This window comes from Kineococcus gypseus (genome assembly GCF_050871305.1).
Lineage (GTDB): Bacteria > Actinomycetota > Actinomycetes > Actinomycetales > Kineococcaceae > Kineococcus > Kineococcus gypseus.
The window spans coordinates 43,288-61,028 of record NZ_JBJLRD010000026.1 but is presented as its reverse complement, the minus strand read 5'-3'; the positions used below and the strand labels follow the sequence as shown (position 1 = coordinate 61,028).

The 17,741-nt window shown below is 78.3% G+C and carries 11 protein-coding genes and 1 rRNA gene; 6 read left to right on the top strand and 6 right to left on the bottom strand.

Annotated elements, in window-relative coordinates:
- Nucleotides 1–4: 4 nt before the first annotated feature.
- The 3 genes from rrf to ACRYMN_RS11795 all read left to right on the top strand — a co-directional run bounded on the left by rrf (nucleotide 5) and on the right by ACRYMN_RS11795 (nucleotide 2,592).
- Nucleotides 5–121, top strand: a 5S ribosomal RNA gene (gene rrf / locus ACRYMN_RS11805).
- 1,181 nt (nucleotides 122–1,302) lie between these two features.
- Nucleotides 1,303–2,064, top strand: a complete 762-nt coding sequence (locus ACRYMN_RS11800; RefSeq protein WP_432495213.1) for a tetratricopeptide repeat protein — start codon at nucleotides 1,303–1,305, stop codon at nucleotides 2,062–2,064.
- Entirely contained in the window at nucleotides 2,065–2,592 is a 528-nt protein-coding gene (locus tag ACRYMN_RS11795) for a DUF6912 family protein (protein ID WP_432495211.1), read from the top strand.
- A gap of 42 nt (nucleotides 2,593–2,634) precedes the next feature.
- On the opposite strand, the gene ACRYMN_RS11790 is transcribed toward ACRYMN_RS11795, so the two are convergent.
- On the bottom strand, nucleotides 2,635–3,132 hold the full coding sequence (locus tag ACRYMN_RS11790; protein ID WP_432495209.1) for a DUF2505 domain-containing protein: 498 nt from the start codon (nucleotides 3,130–3,132) through the stop codon (nucleotides 2,635–2,637).
- A 105-nt stretch (nucleotides 3,133–3,237) separates the two neighbouring features.
- Between ACRYMN_RS11790 and ACRYMN_RS11785 the strand changes: the two genes are divergently transcribed.
- Nucleotides 3,238–8,169 carry an NAD-glutamate dehydrogenase gene (locus ACRYMN_RS11785; RefSeq protein ID WP_432495207.1) on the top strand — a complete coding sequence of 1,644 codons (4,932 nt, stop codon included), beginning with the start codon at nucleotides 3,238–3,240 and terminating at the stop codon, nucleotides 8,167–8,169.
- 110 nt (nucleotides 8,170–8,279) lie between these two features.
- Nucleotides 8,280–9,788 carry a sensor histidine kinase gene (locus tag ACRYMN_RS11780; RefSeq protein ID WP_432495223.1) on the top strand — a complete coding sequence of 503 codons (1,509 nt, stop codon included), beginning with the start codon at nucleotides 8,280–8,282 and terminating at the stop codon, nucleotides 9,786–9,788.
- Nucleotides 9,789–9,905: 117 nt separating this feature from the next.
- Here ACRYMN_RS11780 and ACRYMN_RS11775 read toward each other — a convergent pair whose 3' ends face one another.
- A complete protein-coding gene (locus ACRYMN_RS11775; RefSeq protein WP_166610479.1) occupies nucleotides 9,906–10,154 on the bottom strand; it encodes a WhiB family transcriptional regulator in 249 nt (82 codons plus the stop codon).
- Nucleotides 10,155–10,550: 396 nt separating this feature from the next.
- Here ACRYMN_RS11775 and ACRYMN_RS11770 point away from each other — a divergent pair, with 396 nt between their 5' ends.
- On the top strand, nucleotides 10,551–10,970 hold the full coding sequence (locus ACRYMN_RS11770; RefSeq protein ID WP_432495205.1) for a hypothetical protein: 420 nt from the start codon (nucleotides 10,551–10,553) through the stop codon (nucleotides 10,968–10,970).
- A gap of 30 nt (nucleotides 10,971–11,000) precedes the next feature.
- On the opposite strand, the gene ACRYMN_RS11765 is transcribed toward ACRYMN_RS11770, so the two are convergent.
- From ACRYMN_RS11765 to ACRYMN_RS11750, 4 genes are all read right to left on the bottom strand, one after another.
- Nucleotides 11,001–12,005 (bottom strand): SigB/SigF/SigG family RNA polymerase sigma factor, encoded by a 1,005-nt coding sequence (locus ACRYMN_RS11765; RefSeq protein ID WP_432495203.1) that lies wholly within the window; start codon nucleotides 12,003–12,005, stop codon nucleotides 11,001–11,003.
- Nucleotides 12,002–12,421 (bottom strand): ATP-binding protein, encoded by a 420-nt coding sequence (locus tag ACRYMN_RS11760; protein ID WP_432495201.1) that lies wholly within the window; start codon nucleotides 12,419–12,421, stop codon nucleotides 12,002–12,004. The genes ACRYMN_RS11765 and ACRYMN_RS11760 overlap by 4 nt, the downstream gene beginning before the upstream one ends.
- A 146-nt stretch (nucleotides 12,422–12,567) precedes the next feature.
- On the bottom strand, nucleotides 12,568–13,110 hold the full coding sequence (locus ACRYMN_RS11755; protein WP_432495199.1) for a GNAT family N-acetyltransferase: 543 nt from the start codon (nucleotides 13,108–13,110) through the stop codon (nucleotides 12,568–12,570).
- Nucleotides 13,107–17,606, bottom strand: coding sequence for an FtsK/SpoIIIE domain-containing protein (locus ACRYMN_RS11750; RefSeq protein ID WP_432495197.1), 4,500 nt, complete (start codon nucleotides 17,604–17,606; stop codon nucleotides 13,107–13,109). Before ACRYMN_RS11750 ends, ACRYMN_RS11755 begins: the two co-directional genes overlap by 4 nt.
- Nucleotides 17,607–17,741 lie beyond the last annotated feature (135 nt).

Below are 17,741 nucleotides of genomic sequence, written 5' to 3'. Positions count from 1 at the left end.
GTGGCCCGGTGGTCATAGCGGTGGGGAAACGCCCGGTCACATTCCGAACCCGGAAGCTAAGCCCACCAGCGCCGATGGTACTGCCCGGGAGACCGGGTGGGAGAGTAGGACACCGCCGGCCACACACATTTCCACTGAGTGGGAACGACAGACGCGGGGAGCGTGCCACCGGCACGCTCCCCGCGGTCGTTCCCGGGCTTCCCAGCGGACGCTGGAGCCTGACGCGCCCTCGCGGCGCGTGAACATCTGAACAGCGACGAGGAGCTCACCGACACGGTGAGCAGGTGGGAGATCGGCATGGCTGGACCTGGTTCTGACGGGCGCGACGAGCGGCGCTCCTCCGCAGGTGACGGGCGTCCGCGCCAGTCCGCTCCTCGCACCGGACGCGCCCAGCGTCCCTCGTCGTCCGAGCGCCCCAGGACGGGCGGTCCGCGCACCCCGCGCGCCGGTGGCACGGGTTCCTGGCGTTCTGCTCAGGAGCGCCCCGCCGACTCCGAGCGCGGTGGCGCTGCGCGCCGCCCTTCCTCCTCGTCCAGCGAGCGCCCCGGGCGAGCCGTGCGCGACACGGCGGGTCGTACCGGTGGTGGCCCCCGCAGCGGTTCCTGGAGCGGCCCCCGCGACGGTGGTGACCGTCCCTACCAGCGCGACGACCGCGGTGGGCGTCCCTACCAGCGTGACGAGCGCGGCGGACGTCCCTTCCAGCGCGACGATCGTGGTGAGCGCCCCGCCCGCCGTGATGACCGCACCGGCGGTGACCGTCCCTACCAGCGCGACGACCGCGGTGGTCGCTCGTTCCAGCGTGATGATCGGGCCGGCGGTGACCGTCCCTACCAGCGTGACGATCGTGGTGGTCGCTCGTTCGAGCGCGACGACCGCGGTGGGCGTCCCTTCCAGCGTGACGATCGTGGTGAGCGCCCCGCCCGCCGTGACGACCGCACCGGCGGTGACCGTCCCTTCCAGCGCGATGACCGCGGCGACCGTCCCTTCCAGCGCGACGATCGTGGTGAGCGCCCGGCCCGCCCCCAGCAGCGCGGCGACCGTCCCTTCCAGCGCGACGACCGCCCGGCTCGTCGCGACGGCGGTGACCGCTCCTTCCAGCGCGACGACCGTGGCGGCCGTCCCTACCAGCGCGACGACCGTGGCGGCCGTCCCTACCAGCGCGACGAGCGTCCGGATCGTCCCTCTCGGCGGGACGAGCAGGGTTCGCGCGGTCCGCGCCGCGAGGACCGTGCGCGCGCTCCGCAGCGCGACGACCGCTCGCGCGCCGGTGAGCGTGCTCCCCGGCGCGACGAGCGCGGGCCGGTGCGTCCCGCGCGGCCGGCCGGGCCGCGCCTGCCCGACGACATCACCGGGCGCGAGCTCGCCCCGGACGTGCGCCGTTCGCTGCAGGGCTTGCCCGCCGAGAACGTCGACCTCGTCGCCCGCCACCTCGTGGCCAGCGGGCGCCTCGTCGACGTCGACCCCGAGCGGGCGTGGCAGCACGCCCTGGCCGCTCAGCGCCGCGGCGGTCGCATCGCCGCCGTCCGGGAGGCCGCGGCCATCGCCGCGTACAGGGCCGGCCACTTCCGCGAGGCTCTCGCAGAGCTGCGCACGGCGCGCCGCATGACCGGCGACGACGGCTACCTGCCGCTCATGGCGGACTGCGAGCGCGGTCTGGGCCGCCCCGAGCGCGCCCTCGATCTGGCCTCCTCCCCGGAGGCCGCCCGCCTCGACCCGGCGGCCAAGGTGGAGATGCTCATCGTCGCGGCCGGTGCCCGCAGCGACATGGGCCAGCACGAAGCCGCCGTCGTCGCCCTGCAGGTGCCGCAGCTGCGCACCAGCACGCGCGCGCCGTGGCGCGCTCGGCTCTGGTACGCCTACGCCGACGCCCTGCTGACCGTCGGCCGCGAGGACGAGGCGCGCGAGTGGCTGGAGAAGGCCGCCGACGCCGACACCGAGGGCGAGACGGACGCCGCCGAGCGGCTCGCCGAGCTCGAGGGCGTCGTCTTCGACGAGGAGGAGCTCGACGAGACCCACCTCGACGAGGACGACGAGCCCGAGGACGACGAGCCCGAGGAGGCCTGAGTGCGCGTCTACTGGCCCACCACGCTGAGCGACCTCGCGGCGGCGGCACCGTCCGGCGTCCTCGCCGCGGCACCGGTGACCGTGCACGCGGTGACGCCGGTGCTGCGCGAGTTCTACGCCGACGCGGACCCGCGCGAGCTGGACGAGGAGCTGGAGTACGTGGCGACGACGGACGCGGCCGGCCGGTCGCTGCGGCTGCTCGCCGCGGCGCCGGGGGGCGCGGCCCCGCGCCGAGTGGTGCTCGCGCTGGACGTCGCGGGTCCCGCCACCCCCCTGCCGGGGGCGGGGTGGAGCGCGCCGGAGCGCTCGCAGGTGGTCCTGGGCTCCGACCTGTCCCTGGCCGACCTGGTCAGCGTCCACGTCGACGACGCGGAGGCGGAGGCCGACGTGCGCGCGGCGCTGGCGGCCCTGCCGGCCGCCGACGCCGGCGACGAGGACGCGCAGTTCGCGGTGGAGTCGGTCGAGGGGCACGAGCTGCTCTGGTACGACGCCACGGAGCTGCCCCTGCTGCTGGCCACCGGCGCCTGAGGTGCGCTCCGGCCCGCCGCGCGAGGGGCGGGCCGGAGCGGGTCAGCCGGCCAGCCGCTCGCGGGCCAGCTGGACCTCCGAGCGCACCAGCTGCAGCAGCCCGGGCAGCACGGCCTGCTCCACGCCGCCGCCGATGAACGGCACCTGCACCGTCAGGGTGCCGCTCAGCTCGAACTCGCACCCGCCCTCGACGGGGCTCAGGCGGCTGGTCGCCTGCAGCCGCACGGGCGCTCCGCGGACGGTCAGCTCCAGGGTGCCCTCGCGCGTGCCGTCCGCCGCCGCGGGGGCCCACCGCTCGACCTGCTCGACGACGGCGGTGCCGCCCATGAAGCCGGCGGCCACCCGCGGCAGCACGGAGGTGCTCACCGTGCGGGTGCTGCGCACCACGGTGGTGCCGTCCTCGTCGCGCACGTCCTCCTCGTGCTCGACCGCCTTGGAGATGCGGGCGCGCTCGGCGAGGAAGTCCGGGTCGACGAGCAGGGCGAGGGCGGCCTCGGGCGGGGCGGGCAGGGAGGAGCGCTCGGTGAACGGCGTGGGCACGTCGCGACTGTACGGGCAGGTGCGCCGGCGGGCCCGTCCTCCGGTGCGCGGCCCGCGGTGCGGCTAGGGTCGGCAGGGCGACACCACCGGCCACCCGGAGCGACGATGCCCGTCTCGACGACCCCCACCCCCACCGGCCTGCGCCCGCTCGTGCGGGCCGCCGCCGCCGAGCGCGGCCCCGCCTGGGAGGAGGTGCCGGAGGCCCTGCGCACCGGCACCGCCGCCGAGCGGGTGCTGCTGGACTACTTCGCGCACAGCCCCGAGGAGGACCTCCTCGAGCGGGCCCCGCGGGAGCTGGCCGCGGCCGCCGCCTCCCACCTGCGCCTGGGTTCGCGACGGCCCCCGGGCACCACGCTGGTGCGCGTGCTGGCCGGCGAGGAGGCCGGGGCGGGGGCGTCCGGCTCGGTGGTGGAGGTGGTCACCGACGACGCGCCGTTCCTGGTGGACAGCCTCACCTCCGCCCTGACCCGCGCCGGGCGGGGCATCCACCTGCTGGTGCACCCGCGCCTGGCCGCGCGCCGCGACGCGGACGGCGCGCTGCTGGACCTGCACGACGTGGCCACCGCCCCGCCCTCGGAGCCGGCCGAGAGCTGGATCCGCGTCGAGGTCGACCGCGACAGCGGCGCCGAGGACCGCGAGGCGCTGCGCCGCGACCTGGTCGACGTGCTCGACGACGTGCGCGCGGCGGTGCGCGGCTGGCAGCCCATGCGCGCCCGCGCCACCCAGATCGCCGACGAGCTGCAGCTGGACCCGCCGCCGGGGGTGCCCGCGGAGGAGCTGCGGGTGGCCGAGCGCTTCCTGCGCTGGATGGCCGACGACCGCTTCACGTTCCTCGGCTACCGCGAGTACGACCTGCGCGAGGAGGACGGGGAGGTGGTGCTCGCGGCGCGGCCGGAGACGGGCCTGGGGGTGCTGGCCGAGCGGCCCGGGCGCGTCGGCGGGCGGGTGCGCCGGCTGTCGGGGCCGGTGCGCGAGAAGGCCGCCGAGCCGCAGGTGCTGGTGGTCACCAAGGCCAACGCCCGCGCGACCGTGCACCGGCCGGGGTTCCTGGACTACGTGGGCGTCAAGCGCTTCGACGCCTCCGGGCGCGTCACCGGTGAGCGCCGCTTCCTGGGGCTGTTCACCTCCAGCGCCTACACCGACCCGGTGCGGCAGGTGCCCGTGGTGGCGGAGAAGGTCGCCGAGGTGCTCGCGCGCGCGGGCTTCGGCTCCAGCGGGCACTCCGCGAAGGACCTGCTGAGCATCCTGGAGACGTTCCCGCGCGACGAGCTGCTGCAGGCGGACGTCGAGCACGTGCTGGCCACCTCCCTGGCGGTGCTGCGGCTGCAGGAGCGCCGGCGCACGCGCCTGTTCGTGCGCCGCGACTCCTACCGGCGGTTCATGTCGTGCCTGGTGTTCATGCCGCGCGACCGCTACACCACGCGCGTGGGCGCGCGCGTGGAGGAGCTGCTGCGCGAGGCCTTCGACGGCGGCTCCGTCGAGCACACCCTGCAGGTCTCGGAGTCGGTGCTGGCGCGCCTGCACGTGGTGGTGCGCGCGCGCCCCGGCGAGGAGCTGCCGGACGTGGACGTCGCGGCGCTGGAGGCGCGGGTGGCGCGCGCGGCGCGCAGCTGGGACGACGACCTGCTCGACGCCGCGCGCGGGCAGCTGGGCGCCGAGGGCGCTGCGCTGGTGCGCCGGTGGGCCGCCGGGGTGCCGGGCAGCTACCGCGCGGCGGTCGCCGCCGAGCGGGCGGTGCGCGACCTGCAGCGCGCCGAGGAGCTGCTGGAGCGCCCGGAGGGGCGCGACGGCGCGCCCGAGCCGGTGCTGGACCTGCGCGAGGACCCCGGCGAGCCGCGCACGTGGCGGCTGACGTCCTACCGCGGGGCGCCGGTCACGCTCAGCGCCGTGCTGCCGTACCTGGCGGACCTGGGCGTGGAGGTCCTCGACGAGCGCCCCCACGTGCTGCGCCGCGAGGACGGGAAGCGGGTGTGGGTCGACGACGTGGGCCTGCGCCTGCCGGTGGACGTGCAGCACCTGGACGCCGACCCGGCCGCGGCGCGGGCGCGCTTCTGCGAGGCGTTCGCGGCCGCGTGGAGCGGGCGCGCCGACAGCGACGCGCTGGCGCGCCTGGTGCTGGCCGCGCAGCTGCCGTGGCGGCAGGTGGCCGTGGTGCGGGCCCTGACGCGCTACCTGCGCCAGGTGGGGCTGGCGTACTCGGTGGAGTACGTCGCCGGCTGCCTGCTGGCCGACGCGGGGCTGACCCGGGCGCTGGTGCGCCTGTTCGAGGCCCGCTTCGCGCCGGTGCGCAGCGGCCGCGAGGAGCACCGCGCGGAGGTCGTCGACGCCCTGGTGGAGGAGGCGCGCGCCGCGCTGGACGCCGTGGAGGGCCTGGACGCCGACCGCATCCTGCGCGCGCTGTTCTCCGTGGTGCGCGCGGTGCTGCGCACCAACGCCTACCAGCGCGGGGCGGACGGCGAGCCGCACCCGCACCTGTCGTTCAAGCTGGACCCCTCCCAGGTGGACGGGGTGCCGGCGCCGGTGCCGCACCGGGAGGTGTGGGTGTACTCCCCGCGCGTGGAGGGGGTGCACCTGCGCTTCGGGGAGGTCGCCCGCGGGGGCCTGCGCTGGTCGGACCGGCGCGAGGACTTCCGCACCGAGGTGCTGGGCCTGGTGAAGGCGCAGGTCGTCAAGAACGCGGTCATCGTGCCCACCGGCGCCAAGGGCGGCTTCGTGCCCCGGCGCCTGCCCGACCCGGCGGTGGACCGCGAGGCGTGGTGGGCCGAGGGCGTGGCGTGCTACCGCACGTTCATCTCCGGCCTGCTCGACGTCACCGACGACCTGCGCACCGAGGGCGGGGTGCGCCGGGTGGTGCCGCCGGCGGACGTGGTGCGCTACGACGGCGACGACCCGTACCTGGTGGTCGCCGCTGACAAGGGCACCGCGACGTTCTCCGACACCGCCAACGAGATCGCCCTGGCGCGCGGGTTCTGGCTCGGCGACGCCTTCGCCTCGGGCGGCTCGGTCGGCTACGACCACAAGGCCATGGGCATCACCGCCCGCGGGGCGTGGGAGAGCGTGCGCCGGCACTTCCGCGAGCTGGGCCACGACGTGCAGGCGGAGCCGACCACCGCCGTGGGCGTGGGCGACATGAGCGGCGACGTCTTCGGCAACGGGGTGCTGCTGAGCCGGCAGCTGCGGCTGGTGGCCGCCTTCGACCACCGGCACGTCTTCCTCGACCCCGACCCCGACCCGGAGGTCTCCTTCGCCGAGCGCGAGCGGCTCTTCCGCCTGCCGCGCTCGTCGTGGGCGGACTACGACCCCGCGCTGATCAGCCCCGGCGGCGGGGTGTTCAGCCGCAGCGCGAAGTCGGTGCCCGTCAGCGCGCAGGCCGCCCGCGCGCTGGGCCTGGCGGAGGGGGTGGGCGCCCTGTCGCCGATCGAGCTGGTGCGCGCGGTGCTGACCGCGCCGGTGGACCTGTTCTGGAACGGCGGCATCGGCACGTACGTGAAGGCCTCCACCGAGTCGCACGCCGACGTGGGCGACAAGGCCAACGACGCGGTGCGCGTGGACGGCGCCCAGCTGCGCGTGCGGGTGGTCGGCGAGGGCGGCAACCTCGGGCTGACCCAGCGCGGGCGCGTGGAGGCGGCCCTGGCCGGGCGCGGCGGGGCCGGCGTGAAGCTGAACACCGACGCCATCGACAACTCCGCCGGCGTGGACTGCAGCGACCACGAGGTCAACATCAAGATCCTGCTGGACCAGCTCGTCGCGCGCGGCAGCCTGGACGCGGCCGAGCGCGACGCGACGCTGCTGCGCATGACCGACGAGGTCGGCCGGCTGGTGCTGCGTGACAACTACGAGCAGAACGTCGCGCTGAGCGTGGAGGGCGCCGCCGCGGCCGGGCTGCTGCCGGCGCACCGGCGCATGCTCGAGGCGCTGCAGCGCTCCGGCTCGCTGGACCGCCGGCTGGAGGGCCTGCCCTCGACCGCGGAGCTGGAGCGGCGCGCCCGCGAGGGCCGGGGCCTGACGACGCCGGAGCTGTCGGTGCTCATCGCCCACGCCAAGATCTCCCTGGGGGCCTCGGTGCTGGCCTCGCCGCTGCCCGACGAGCCGTGGGTGGCCGGCACGCTGCGCGGCTACTTCCCCGCCGAGCTCGTCGAGCGCTTCGGCGAGCACCTGACCGAGCACCCGCTGCGCCGCGAGATCGCCACGACGGTGCTGGTGAACTCCGTGGTGGCCACCGGCGGGCTGACGTTCGCCTTCCGGGCCGCGGAGGAGACCGGCTGCGAGCCGGCGGAGGTGGTGCGCGCCTACGCCGTGGCGGTGCGCGTGTTCGGGCTGGCCGAGCGCGCCGCGGCCGTGGAGGCGCTGGACGGGCGCGTGGAGGCGGCCCTGCAGTCGCGGCTGCGCCAGCAGGTGCAGCGGCTGCTGGACCGCGCCGTGCGCTGGCTGCTGCGCTCGCACCCGGAGGGGCTGGACGTGGCCGCCGAGGTGGAGCGCTTCAGCGCGCCCGTGGCGCGGCTGGTGCCGCTGGTGCCCGAGCTGCTGCGCGGGCCGGACGCGCAGGTGGTGCGCGAGGAGGCCGCCGCCCTGGCCGGTGCCGGGGTGCCCGCCGACGAGGCCCTGCGGGTGGCGTCGCTGCTGTCGGCGTTCGCGCTGCTCGACGTCGTCGAGGTCTCCGCGGCCACCGGGCGCGAGCCGGCCGAGGTCGCCGACGTGTGGTTCGAGCTCTCCGGCCGCTACGAGGTGGAGTCGCTGCTGAGCAGCATCTCGGCCCTGGGCCGCGAGGACCGCTGGCAGGCGCTGGCGCGCGCGGCGCTGCGCGACGACCTGTACGGGGTGCTGCGCGACCTGACCGCCTCGGTGCTGCAGCACGCCGGCGGTGCGCTGGGCGAGGACGGCGCCGAGGGTGCCGCGCGGGCCTGGGAGGAGGCCCACGGGCCGGCGGTGCGGCGCGCGCGGGCGACCCTGGAGGAGGTCGCCGCCGCGGACCGGGCGGACATCGCGGCGCTGTCGGTGGCGCTGCGCGTGATGCGCTCGGTGCTGCGGCCGGGGTGAGCGCCCGCCCGGGAGGTGGCCGAGGAGGTGGCCGAGGAGGTGGCCGAGCGGGTGGTCGAGCGGGGTGATCGGGGCGCGACGCCGCGCCGTAGGCTTCGGGGGTGCCCACCATGGCTGACCTGCTGCAGTCCGAGACCGGCCTGGGCCCCGCCGAGGCCGAGTGGCTGCGGCTGCTCGTCGGCGACTGGCAGCTGATCTCGGACCTGTCGTTCGCCGACCTGGTGCTGTGGGTGCCCTCGGCCGACCGGCAGCACTTCGTGGCGGTGGCGCACTGCCGGCCCACCACGGGGCCCACCGTGCACTACGACGACGTCGTCGGCGCCGTGCTCGAGCGCGGCCGGCGCCCGCAGGTGGACACCACCTTCGACGAGGCGCGCAGCCTGCGCGGGCGCGACCCGGAGTGGGACGACGACGTGCCGGTGCGCGAGGAGACGATCCCGGTGGTGCGCGACGGCGTCGTGCTGGGCGTGCTGGCCCGGCACACCAACCTGGCGACCTCCCGCACGCCCAGCCGCCTGGAGCTGAACTACGTGCGCTGCGCGGACGACCTGACCCGCATGATCGCGGTGGGGGACTTCCCGCAGCTGTCCGCGCCGACCGGCCCGCGGCGCGGCGCCCCGCGCGTGGGCGACGGCATGCTGCGCCTGGACGCCGAGGGCGTGGTCACCTACGCCAGCCCCAACGCCCTGTCGGCCTTCCACCGCGCCGGGCTCATCGGGGAACTGGTGGGGGCGAACCTGGCGGAGGTGGCCTCGGGGCTGGCGGCCAGCCACCTGCCGGTGGACGAGTCGCTGCCGCTGGTGGTCACCGGCCGCGCGCCGTGGCGCACCGACCTGGAGACCGAGGCGGCCACGCTGGCGATGCGCGCGATCCCGCTGACCCGCCGCGAGGGCGGTGGCGCTCCGGCGCGGGTGGCCGCGCTGCTGCTGGTGCGCGACGTCTCCGAGCTGCGCCGGCGCGAGCGCGAGCTGATGACCAAGGACGCCACGATCCGCGAGGTCCACCACCGCGTGAAGAACAACCTGCAGACGGTGGCGGCGCTGCTGCGGCTGCAGTCGCGGCGCATCGGCTCCGAGGAGGGCCGCTCGGCGCTGCAGGAGGCGATGCGCCGCGTGGAGACCATCGCCACCGTCCACGAGACGCTCTCGCAGGGCATCGACGAGAACGTCGACTTCGACCAGGTGCTCGACCGGTGCCTGATGATGGCCGCCGAGGTGGCGATGTCGAACGCCGAGCGGGTGCGCACCGTGCGCGAGGGCCGCTTCGGGGAGCTGCGCCAGGAGGACGCCACCGCGCTGGCGCTGGTGCTGACCGAGCTGGTCACCAACGCCGTCGAGCACGGCTTCGGCTCCGGGCGCGCCGGCACCGTCGTGGTCAAGGTCGAGCACCACGGCGAGGACCGCCTGGAGGTGGTCGTCAGCGACGACGGGGTGGGCCTGCCCGACGACTTCCAGGTCGGCAGCTCGGGGCTGGGCACCCAGATCGTGCGCTCGCTGGTCGCGGGGGAGCTGCGCGGGCGCATGGACTTCGGCGCCAGCGAGTCCGGCGGCACGCAGGTGCGCCTGGACCTGCGGGTGCGCCGGGGCACCACGCCGCTGGGCAGCGTGCGCACCCACTGACGCGGGCCGCGCACCCACCGGCCAGGGGCCCCGTGACGCGAGCAGGCCCCCACCGCGTGGCGGTGGGGGCCTGCTGGTCCGGGCCCGGTGTGCGGGCCGGTGCGCCTGGTCGGCCGGTCAGCCGGCGCGGCGGGCGCGGGCGGCGCGGCGCTTGAGGGCGCGGCGCTCGTCCTCGCTCATCCCGCCCCAGACGCCGGAGTCCTGACCGGTCTCCAGCGCCCACTTCAGGCAGCTGTCCACGACCTCGCAGCGGCGGCAGACGGCCTTGGCCTCCTCGATCTGGAGGATGGCCGGTCCGGTGTTGCCGATGGGGAAGAACAGCTCGGGGTCTTCGTCGAGGCAGGCGGCACGGTGGCGCCAGTCCATGGGGGGTCCACTCCTTCATCGCGTTGCGGTCTCAGTGCGCACGGCGGCCCGCTGCGGGCGGGTGTCGTGCGGGATCCCTGAGCACCGGCAGCGCCGGCGGTGCCAGGACGCGCGCACCCCTGCCCGAGGGGCTTCAGGGGGGTTCGCGCGGCGGGGATCGCGTCGGCGTCTAGGTTCACACCCCGCGGCGCGTCCCACAAGAGGGGGGCACCGACAGGACGCGGAGAACCCGTGTCGGGTTCGTCACATGCACTTAACACGCGTGACCCCTCCCGGCAATCCCAGCGACGTAGTAAAGCGTTGTCCTGCGTCCGGACCCGTGTCCGGGGGACGCGGCCGCTGCGATGCGGAGGTCGACCAGCCCGCCACCGCGGCCCGCGGCCGTACGGTGCTCCCGTGCCCGACCGTCCCGAGCCCCGTCCCTCGTCCCAGCGTGGGGGCATTCCCGCCCGCTCGCCACTGCTGGGTGTCGTCGCCGCGGTCGTCGCGCTCGAGGCGCTGCTGCTGCTGGCCGGCGCCGCCTACCTCGTGCACGGTCTGCTCGTCGAGGACGCCGCCACCACCGTCGGTGCCGCGGTCCTCGTCGTCACCACCCTCGCCTTCGCCGCCGGCGTGGGCTTCTGCGCCCACGGGCTGTGGCGGCGGGCCGCCTGGGCGCGCTCGCCGGTGCTGGTGTGGCAGGTGCTGCAGCTGGCCGCCGGCTGGCCAGCCTTCAGCGGCGGGCAGCCGTGGGTGGGGGCGCTGCTGGTGGTGCCGGCGGTGCTGGTGCTCGTGGGGCTCTTCCTGCCCCCGGTCTCCGCGCAGCTCTCGCGCTGAGCGGGGCGGGCGGGGCGCTGCCCGCGGTCCTCACTCCCCGCCGGGCTCGAGGCCCTCGCGCAGCTGCGTCAGGGTCCGGCTGAGCAGGCGCGAGACGTGCATCTGCGAGATGCCCACCTCGGCGGCGATCTGCGCCTGGGACATCCCGCGCACGAAGCGCAGCGCCAGGATGCGCCGCTCGCGCGGTGCCAGGCCGGCCAGCAGCGGGCGCAGCGCCTCGCGGTTCTCCACGTTCTCCAGCCGGTCGTCCACGCTGCCCAGCGAAGCCACCGGCGAGGTGGGCGAGCCGGTGTCCAGCGGCAGGGTGGCGTAGGCGTTGGCGGACTCCAGCACCTCCACCACCTCGTCGGCGTCGTGACCGGTGCGCGCGGCCAGCTCCGCGACCGTCGGCGCGCGCCCCAGCTCGTGGGTCAGCGCCTCGCGGGCGTCGGCCAGCGCGCGCCCGGCCTCCTGCACCCGCCGCGGCACGCGCATGGCCCAGCCCCGGTCGCGGAAGTGGCGCTTGATCTCCCCGAGCATCGTGGGCACCGCGTAGGCGCCGAAGGGCACCCCCCGGGAGGGGTCGAAGCGGTCCAGCGCCTTCAGCAGGCCGATCGTGGCCACCTGCACCAGGTCGTCGTGCGGCTCGCCGCGGCCGTGGAAGCGCGCCGCCAGGTGCTCGGCCAGCGGCAGGTGCCGGCGCGTCAGCTCCTCGCGCGCCCGGGCCCGCTCGGGGTCCTCCGGCGGCAGCCGGGCGAGCAGCTCGTGCAGTGAGAGCTCCTCCGGGCGCGGGGCGCGCCGGTGCTCCTCGGGCAGGTCCGCGTCCGGCAGGTCCCCGTCCGCCAGCTCCTCGTCGGGCAGGTCCTCGTCGGGCAGGTCCCCGTCGGGCAGGTCCTCGTCGCCGTCGTCGAGGACGTCCTCGTCGGGCGGTTCTCCGGCGGGTGCGCCACCGTCGGTGGGGTGCGCGGCGGGGACGTCGGCGCCCGAGGCGTCCGCGCGGGCGGCGGGCACGGCCGCCGCGTCCGCGGCGGCACCCGCGGTGCGCTCGCCGCTCACGACGACCCCGACAGGACCCCGGCACCACCGGCGTCCTTGCTGTGGCGCAGCACGATCCAGGCCCCCGAGGAGGAGGTGCCGGTGAAGACCTCGCCGACCAGCGCCTCCAGCACCGCCCACGCGAAGCTGGAGCGCTCCGGCAGCTCGCGCGCCGGCCCGCGCACCTCCACCTCCAGGCTGCCGTCGCCCAGGCGGAAGGTGGCCACCAGCTGCTGCGCACCGGCGGCGGGGTCGAGCAGCAGCGTGCACGCCTCGTCCACCGCGATGCGCAGGTCCTCGATCTCGTCGAGGGTCAGGTCCAGGCGCGCGGCCAGCCCGGCGCTCGCCGTGCGCACCACCGTCAGGTAGGCGGGGTCGGCGGGGACGCGGAGCTCGACGAGGTCGCCGGTCTGCTCGCTGGCCGTGGTGGTCGACACGTGGGCGTCCTCTCAGGGGCCGGCCGGGCCGGGCCGGCGTGGCGGGTGGTGCGGCGGGCGTCGCGCGGGTGGTGCGGTGCCCGTGGGGCGGGGGTGGTCCGGGGTGCAGCCTCCCACACCGGGAGCACACGAACCGTGACGTTGCGTCACGGGATGGCCGGTCCTTGCGAGGCGAGGCGGGCCAGGCGCTCGCCGTCCAGCCGCCAGACGGTCCACTCGTCCTCGGGCCGTGCGCCCAGGGTGCGATAGAAGCCCTGCGCGGGAGTGTTCCAGTCCAGCACCCACCACTCCAGCCTGCCGTACCCGCGCTCGGCGCACAGCGCGCCGAGCCGGGCGAAGAAGGAGCGCGCGATGCCGCGGCGGCGGTGCTCGGGGCGCACGTAGAGGTCCTCCAGCCACATGCCGCGCCGGCCCTGCCAGGTGGAGAAGGTCGTGTACCACAGCGCCATCCCGACGACCTCGGGCCCGCCGGGGCCGTCGACCTCGGCGAGCAGGCAGCCGATGCCGCTGCCCGGTTCGAGCGCGCGGGCGAAGTCGGCGCCCGTGGCGGTGGCCGCCTGCGGCTCGCGCTCGTACTCGGCCAGCTCGCGCACCAGCTGCGCGACGACCTCACCGTCCGCGCCGGTGGCCTCACGCAGGCGGGCAGCGGGCGGGGGCGGGGTGCGCGTCGGGTCCACGGCGGTGCTCACGGCACCACCGTAGGCGTCGCCGCCGGCGCGACCGGCTCGGCCACCCGCAGCGCCGTCCACGTGCCGCCGCTGACGACGAAGCCCGCCCCCGGGCCCGGTCCCGGCGCCAGCAGCGCGCGCCGGCCCAGCACGTCGGCCGGCACGTGGCCCCCGCGCCCCAGCAGCACGGTGGTGCGCGCCGCGCGCAGCGCCAGCGGCAGCCCCCGGAAGGCCCCGGCGACCTCCGCCCCGTCGGCGGCGGCCACCACGGGGTGCTCGCGCGCGCCGTCCCGCAGCACCTGCACCAGCAGGTCCTCCACCGGTGCCGGCAGCGCCCGCCCGGCGTCGTCGACCAGCAGCACCGAGCCGGGCACCGCCAGCAGGCGCTCCAGGGCGGCCGGGGTGCCGGCGTCGGCGGCCGCCAGCACGAGCGGTTCCCCCGGTTCCCCCGGTTCCCCCGGTGCACCGGGGGAACCGGGGGCACCCGGTGCGGCGGCCGGGCCGGCGCCGGCGAGCAGGAGCACCACCGGCGGCGGCTGCGGGCAGCGGGCCAGGCCGGCGGCCAGGGCGCGCAGCGCCGTGGTGCGCCCGCTGCCCGCCGGGCCGCACACGAGCACCCCGCCGGCCAGGTCGACCGCCACGGGGGACGCCTCGTCACCACCGGTGCCCAGGGGCACGCGCGTGCCGTCCGGCGGCGGCAGCTGCGCCACCGCCACGCGCGCCGGCAGGGCGGCCACGCGCACCCGCGCCCGCACCCCGGCCCGCTGCGCCGCCGCCGGCGGCGGCAGCGGCGCCAGCGGCGACGCCGCCGGGACGGGGGCGAGCACCTGCACCTCGGCGGCGACGCGGTCGCGCACCAGCAGCCCGCGCCCGGGCGGCTGGTGCACCGGCACCTCGCCGGCCGGCACGCCCGCCAGCGCCGCGTCGGCCCGGTCGGCCAGGCGCAGCAGCACCACCTCGGCCGTGGCCGCCGCGGCACCGGACGTCAGCAGGGCGCGGTCGCCGGTCAGCGCCACGCGCACCCCGGCCGCGCTGCCCTCGCGCAGCAGCCGGTGGAAGAGGTCCACCGGGGCGCCGAGGTGTACGGCCGACAGCTCCGCCGCCCAGCCGTCCCAGCCGTCGGCGAGCAGCACCAGGTGCGGCAGGGGCCCGGCGCCCGGGACGCGGCGCGCCGCCCGCAGGTCCGGCACGCCCAGCCGGGCGAACAGCTCGCGGCGCCGCTGCACCTCCTCGTCCAGCCGCTCCAGCAGCCGGCCCGCCCGCCAGGGCTCGGCGCGCCCGACCACCGCTCCCACGTGCGGCAGGTCCGCCAGGGCGCTCAGCGCGCCACCGCCGTCGAGCACGCTGACCTCCGCCCCGGCCCCGCCGGCGCCCTCGGCCAGCGCGCGCAGCAGCGTGCTGCGCCCGCTGCGCACGGTGCCCACGACGAGCAGGTGCCCGCCCGCGTCGAGGTCCCACACCGCCGCCGCCCGGCGCTGCTCGTCGGGCAGGTCCAGCAGGCCCCACACCAGCGCCGCGCCAGCACCCGCGTGCCCACCGGGGCGACCACCCGCTGCGCCGTCGCCCGCGCCGTCGCCCGCGCCCTCCCCGCCCGGCGCGGGGAGCGGCACGTCGACCGGCGCGACCCGCTCGGGCAGGGGAGCCAGCCACGGCGCCGGCGGCAGCGCCCGCCCGCGCAGGCGCGCGGCCGCGCGCACCGCCGAGACCACGCCGGGCAGCGCGTCGCGCCCGGCGAGCCCGGTGCCCGCGCCCTCCGCCGCGTCGTCCGGCACGCCACCCGCCGCGTGCAGGGCCAGCACCCGCACCGCGTCGGCGTCGCCGTCGGCGGGCACCTCCAGCACGGCGCTCTGGAAGGTCTCCAGCCCGCGCGAGCCGCGCCGCAGCACGGCCCGGCCCGGGGTGGTGTCGCTGATCGCCGCGGGGGAGGGGTCGCCGACGACGTCCTCGGCGTCGGCGCGGTCCTGCACCCGCAGCGCGACGCGTGCGTTGGTGTTCGCCCGGATCTCCGGGCTGACCACCCCGGCGGGGCGCTGCGTGGCGAGCACGAGGTGCACGCCCAGGGAGCGGCCCACCGCCGCCAGGCGCACCAGCCCGTCGACGAAGGCCGGCAGCTCCTGCGCCAGCACCCGGAACTCGTCGACGACCACCACCAGCCGCGGCACCGACGCCGCCGCCGGCGAGGACGGGTCCAGCTCGGCCAGGTCCGCCGCCCCGGCCGCGCGCAGCACCGACTCCCGGCGGCGCACCTCCGCGCGCAGGCTGCGCAGCACCCGCCGGGCCAGGTGCTCGTCGAGGTCGGTGACCAGCCCGGCCACGTGCGGCAGCCCGGTGCACCCGGCGAAGGCCGCCCCGCCCTTGTAGTCGACGAGCACGAACCGCAGCGCGTCCGGCGGCGCCTGCAGCGCCAGGCTCACCACCAGCGCCCGCAGCAGCACGGACTTGCCCGAGCCGGTGGTGCCGGCGACGAGCGCGTGCGGGCCGTCGGCGACCAGGTCCAGCCGGCACGGCCCGGCGGCCCCGGCCCCCAGCACCGCCACCGCACCGGGCGCGCGCTCGTCCCAGCGGCGCGCCAGCAGCGCCGGCTCCGGCACGCCGGCGCCCAGCCCGAGCAGCGGCAGCAGCGGCACCCGCTCCGGCAGCGCGGCACCGGCCGGGCCCGGCGCCGCGTCGCGCAGCGGCGCCAGCGCCCGCGCCAGCTCCGCGGCCCACGGCGCCGCCACGGCGTCGGCGACCAGGAGCCGCTCCCCGGCGGGCGTGCGCAGCACCGCCTCGCCGGAGGCGTCGGCGGCCAGGTCGAGCACCGCCGAGCACTCCGCGGGCAGGCGGGTGCGCTCGCTCTCCAGGCACAGCACGTGCACCCCCTCGGCGGTGCCGTCGCGCAGGACCGCCGCGAGGTCGGCGTCCGCGCGCAGGTCCGCCGCCCCGTCCACCAGCAGCACCAGCGCGCGCTCGCGCCGGGGAGCCCCGGCGCGCGAGCCGGCCGCCGCGCGCGCCCGCGCCCGCCGCGCGACCTCCGCCGCCAGGGCGGGCAGCACCGCCTGCGCACCCCCGGGCGCGGCAGCCCGCGGGGTCCCGGAGGCCGCGGCGGTCCCCGCGCCGGCGTGCGGCAGCAGGTCCAGCCACCGCCACGGCCCGCGCTCGCCCGCGACGAGCAGGCCGACCTCCCCGGGGCCGTGCCAGGCGGCCACCTGGCCCAGCAGCTGGCGGGCCACCCCGCGCACCAGCTCGGGCGGGCCGGCGATGCCCAGCGGCCCGGTGCGCAGGTCCACCGGCACCGGCACGTCCTCCAGGTCCGCGCCGGGCGCGGCGCCCGGTGCGGCGCCCGGTGCGGTGCCGGTCGCGGTGCCGGTCCCGGTCGCGGTGCCCGTGCCGTGCGGGTCGTCCTCGCGCACGGCGCTGGACCCGGCGCGCACCCGCCCCAGCCCGGCGCGCAGCACGAGGGCGTCGGCGGCGTCGCGGTCGCGCTCGAAGAGGCGCTGGCCGCGCGCGGTGGCCTGGGCCAGGACCTGCGCGGGGCCGGGGGCGGCCGCGTGGCGGCGGGTGTGCTCGGCGGCCAGGGCCGCGGCGTGCGCGGCCCGCACCCGCTCACGGGCCCGCTCGCACCCGGCCGCGTCCTGCGCGGCCCGCTCCCGGGCGCGACGGCGCTGCGCCCACCACTGCCCGCCCACCAGCACCGGCGAGGCCAGCCCCAGCAGCAGCGACAGCGGCGACCACACCAGCGCGAGCACCGCGGCCACCGCCAGCGGCACGAGCAGGGCCAGCCACGGCGCGCCGGGCACCTCCGCGGCGGCCGGCGGCGCCGGCCAGCGCAGCACCTGCGCCGCGGGCTCCTCCGGCGGCAGGCGCGGGGCGCGGTTGAGCAGCAGGTGCCCGCACCCGTCCGGGCGCACGTCGGCCGGGCCGGGCGCCGGCGGGGACACCTGCAGGACGCTGGAGCCCACCAGCAGCCGCCCGCCCGGCCCCGGGAGCGGCTGCCCGCCCGCGTCGCGGCGCGCGCCCGGCAGCAGCAGCGCCGTGCCGTTGAGGGAGCCGGCGTCGTGCACCCGCACCGAGCCGTCGGCGCCCACCTCCAGCACGGCGTGGGTGCGCGAGACGCCGGGGTCGTCCAGGGGCACCGCGCACCCGCCGGGCGAGCCGGGACCGGTGGGCGCAGCCGGCCCGCCCGCGCGCCCCACGACGTGCCGGCCCGGCGCCAGCTCGAGGCGCCGCCCGGCGTCCGGGCCGGCGTCCACCGCGACGACGACCACGGGCGCGCCCGCCGGCGGGGGAGGACCGGCGGGCGCGCCGGCGCCCGGGGGCGCCGAGACGTCGACGAGCGCGCCCTGCAGCAGCGGCTCGGCGCCCAGCGCGACGTCGGAGACGTCCCGGCCGGCGCAGCGCGGCGGGCCCGGCCACGGGCCGGTCAGCGCCTCCAGCCGCTCGCGCACGGCGGACAGCGCGGTGCCCGCCGGCGCCTCGACGAGGACGTCGGTGCCCGCCGGGGCGCCGGCGCCGACGACGGTCAGGCGCACGCGCACCTCTGCAGGGTGCCCGCCGCCGGTGCGCCGCCGGCGCTCCTCCACAGGCGCGGAGCCGGCGCGCGCGTCGTCCACAGCCCCGGCGCGCGCCGGGCGAGCGCGCCTCCCCGCCGCCGCCGCGCGTTCACGCGCCGG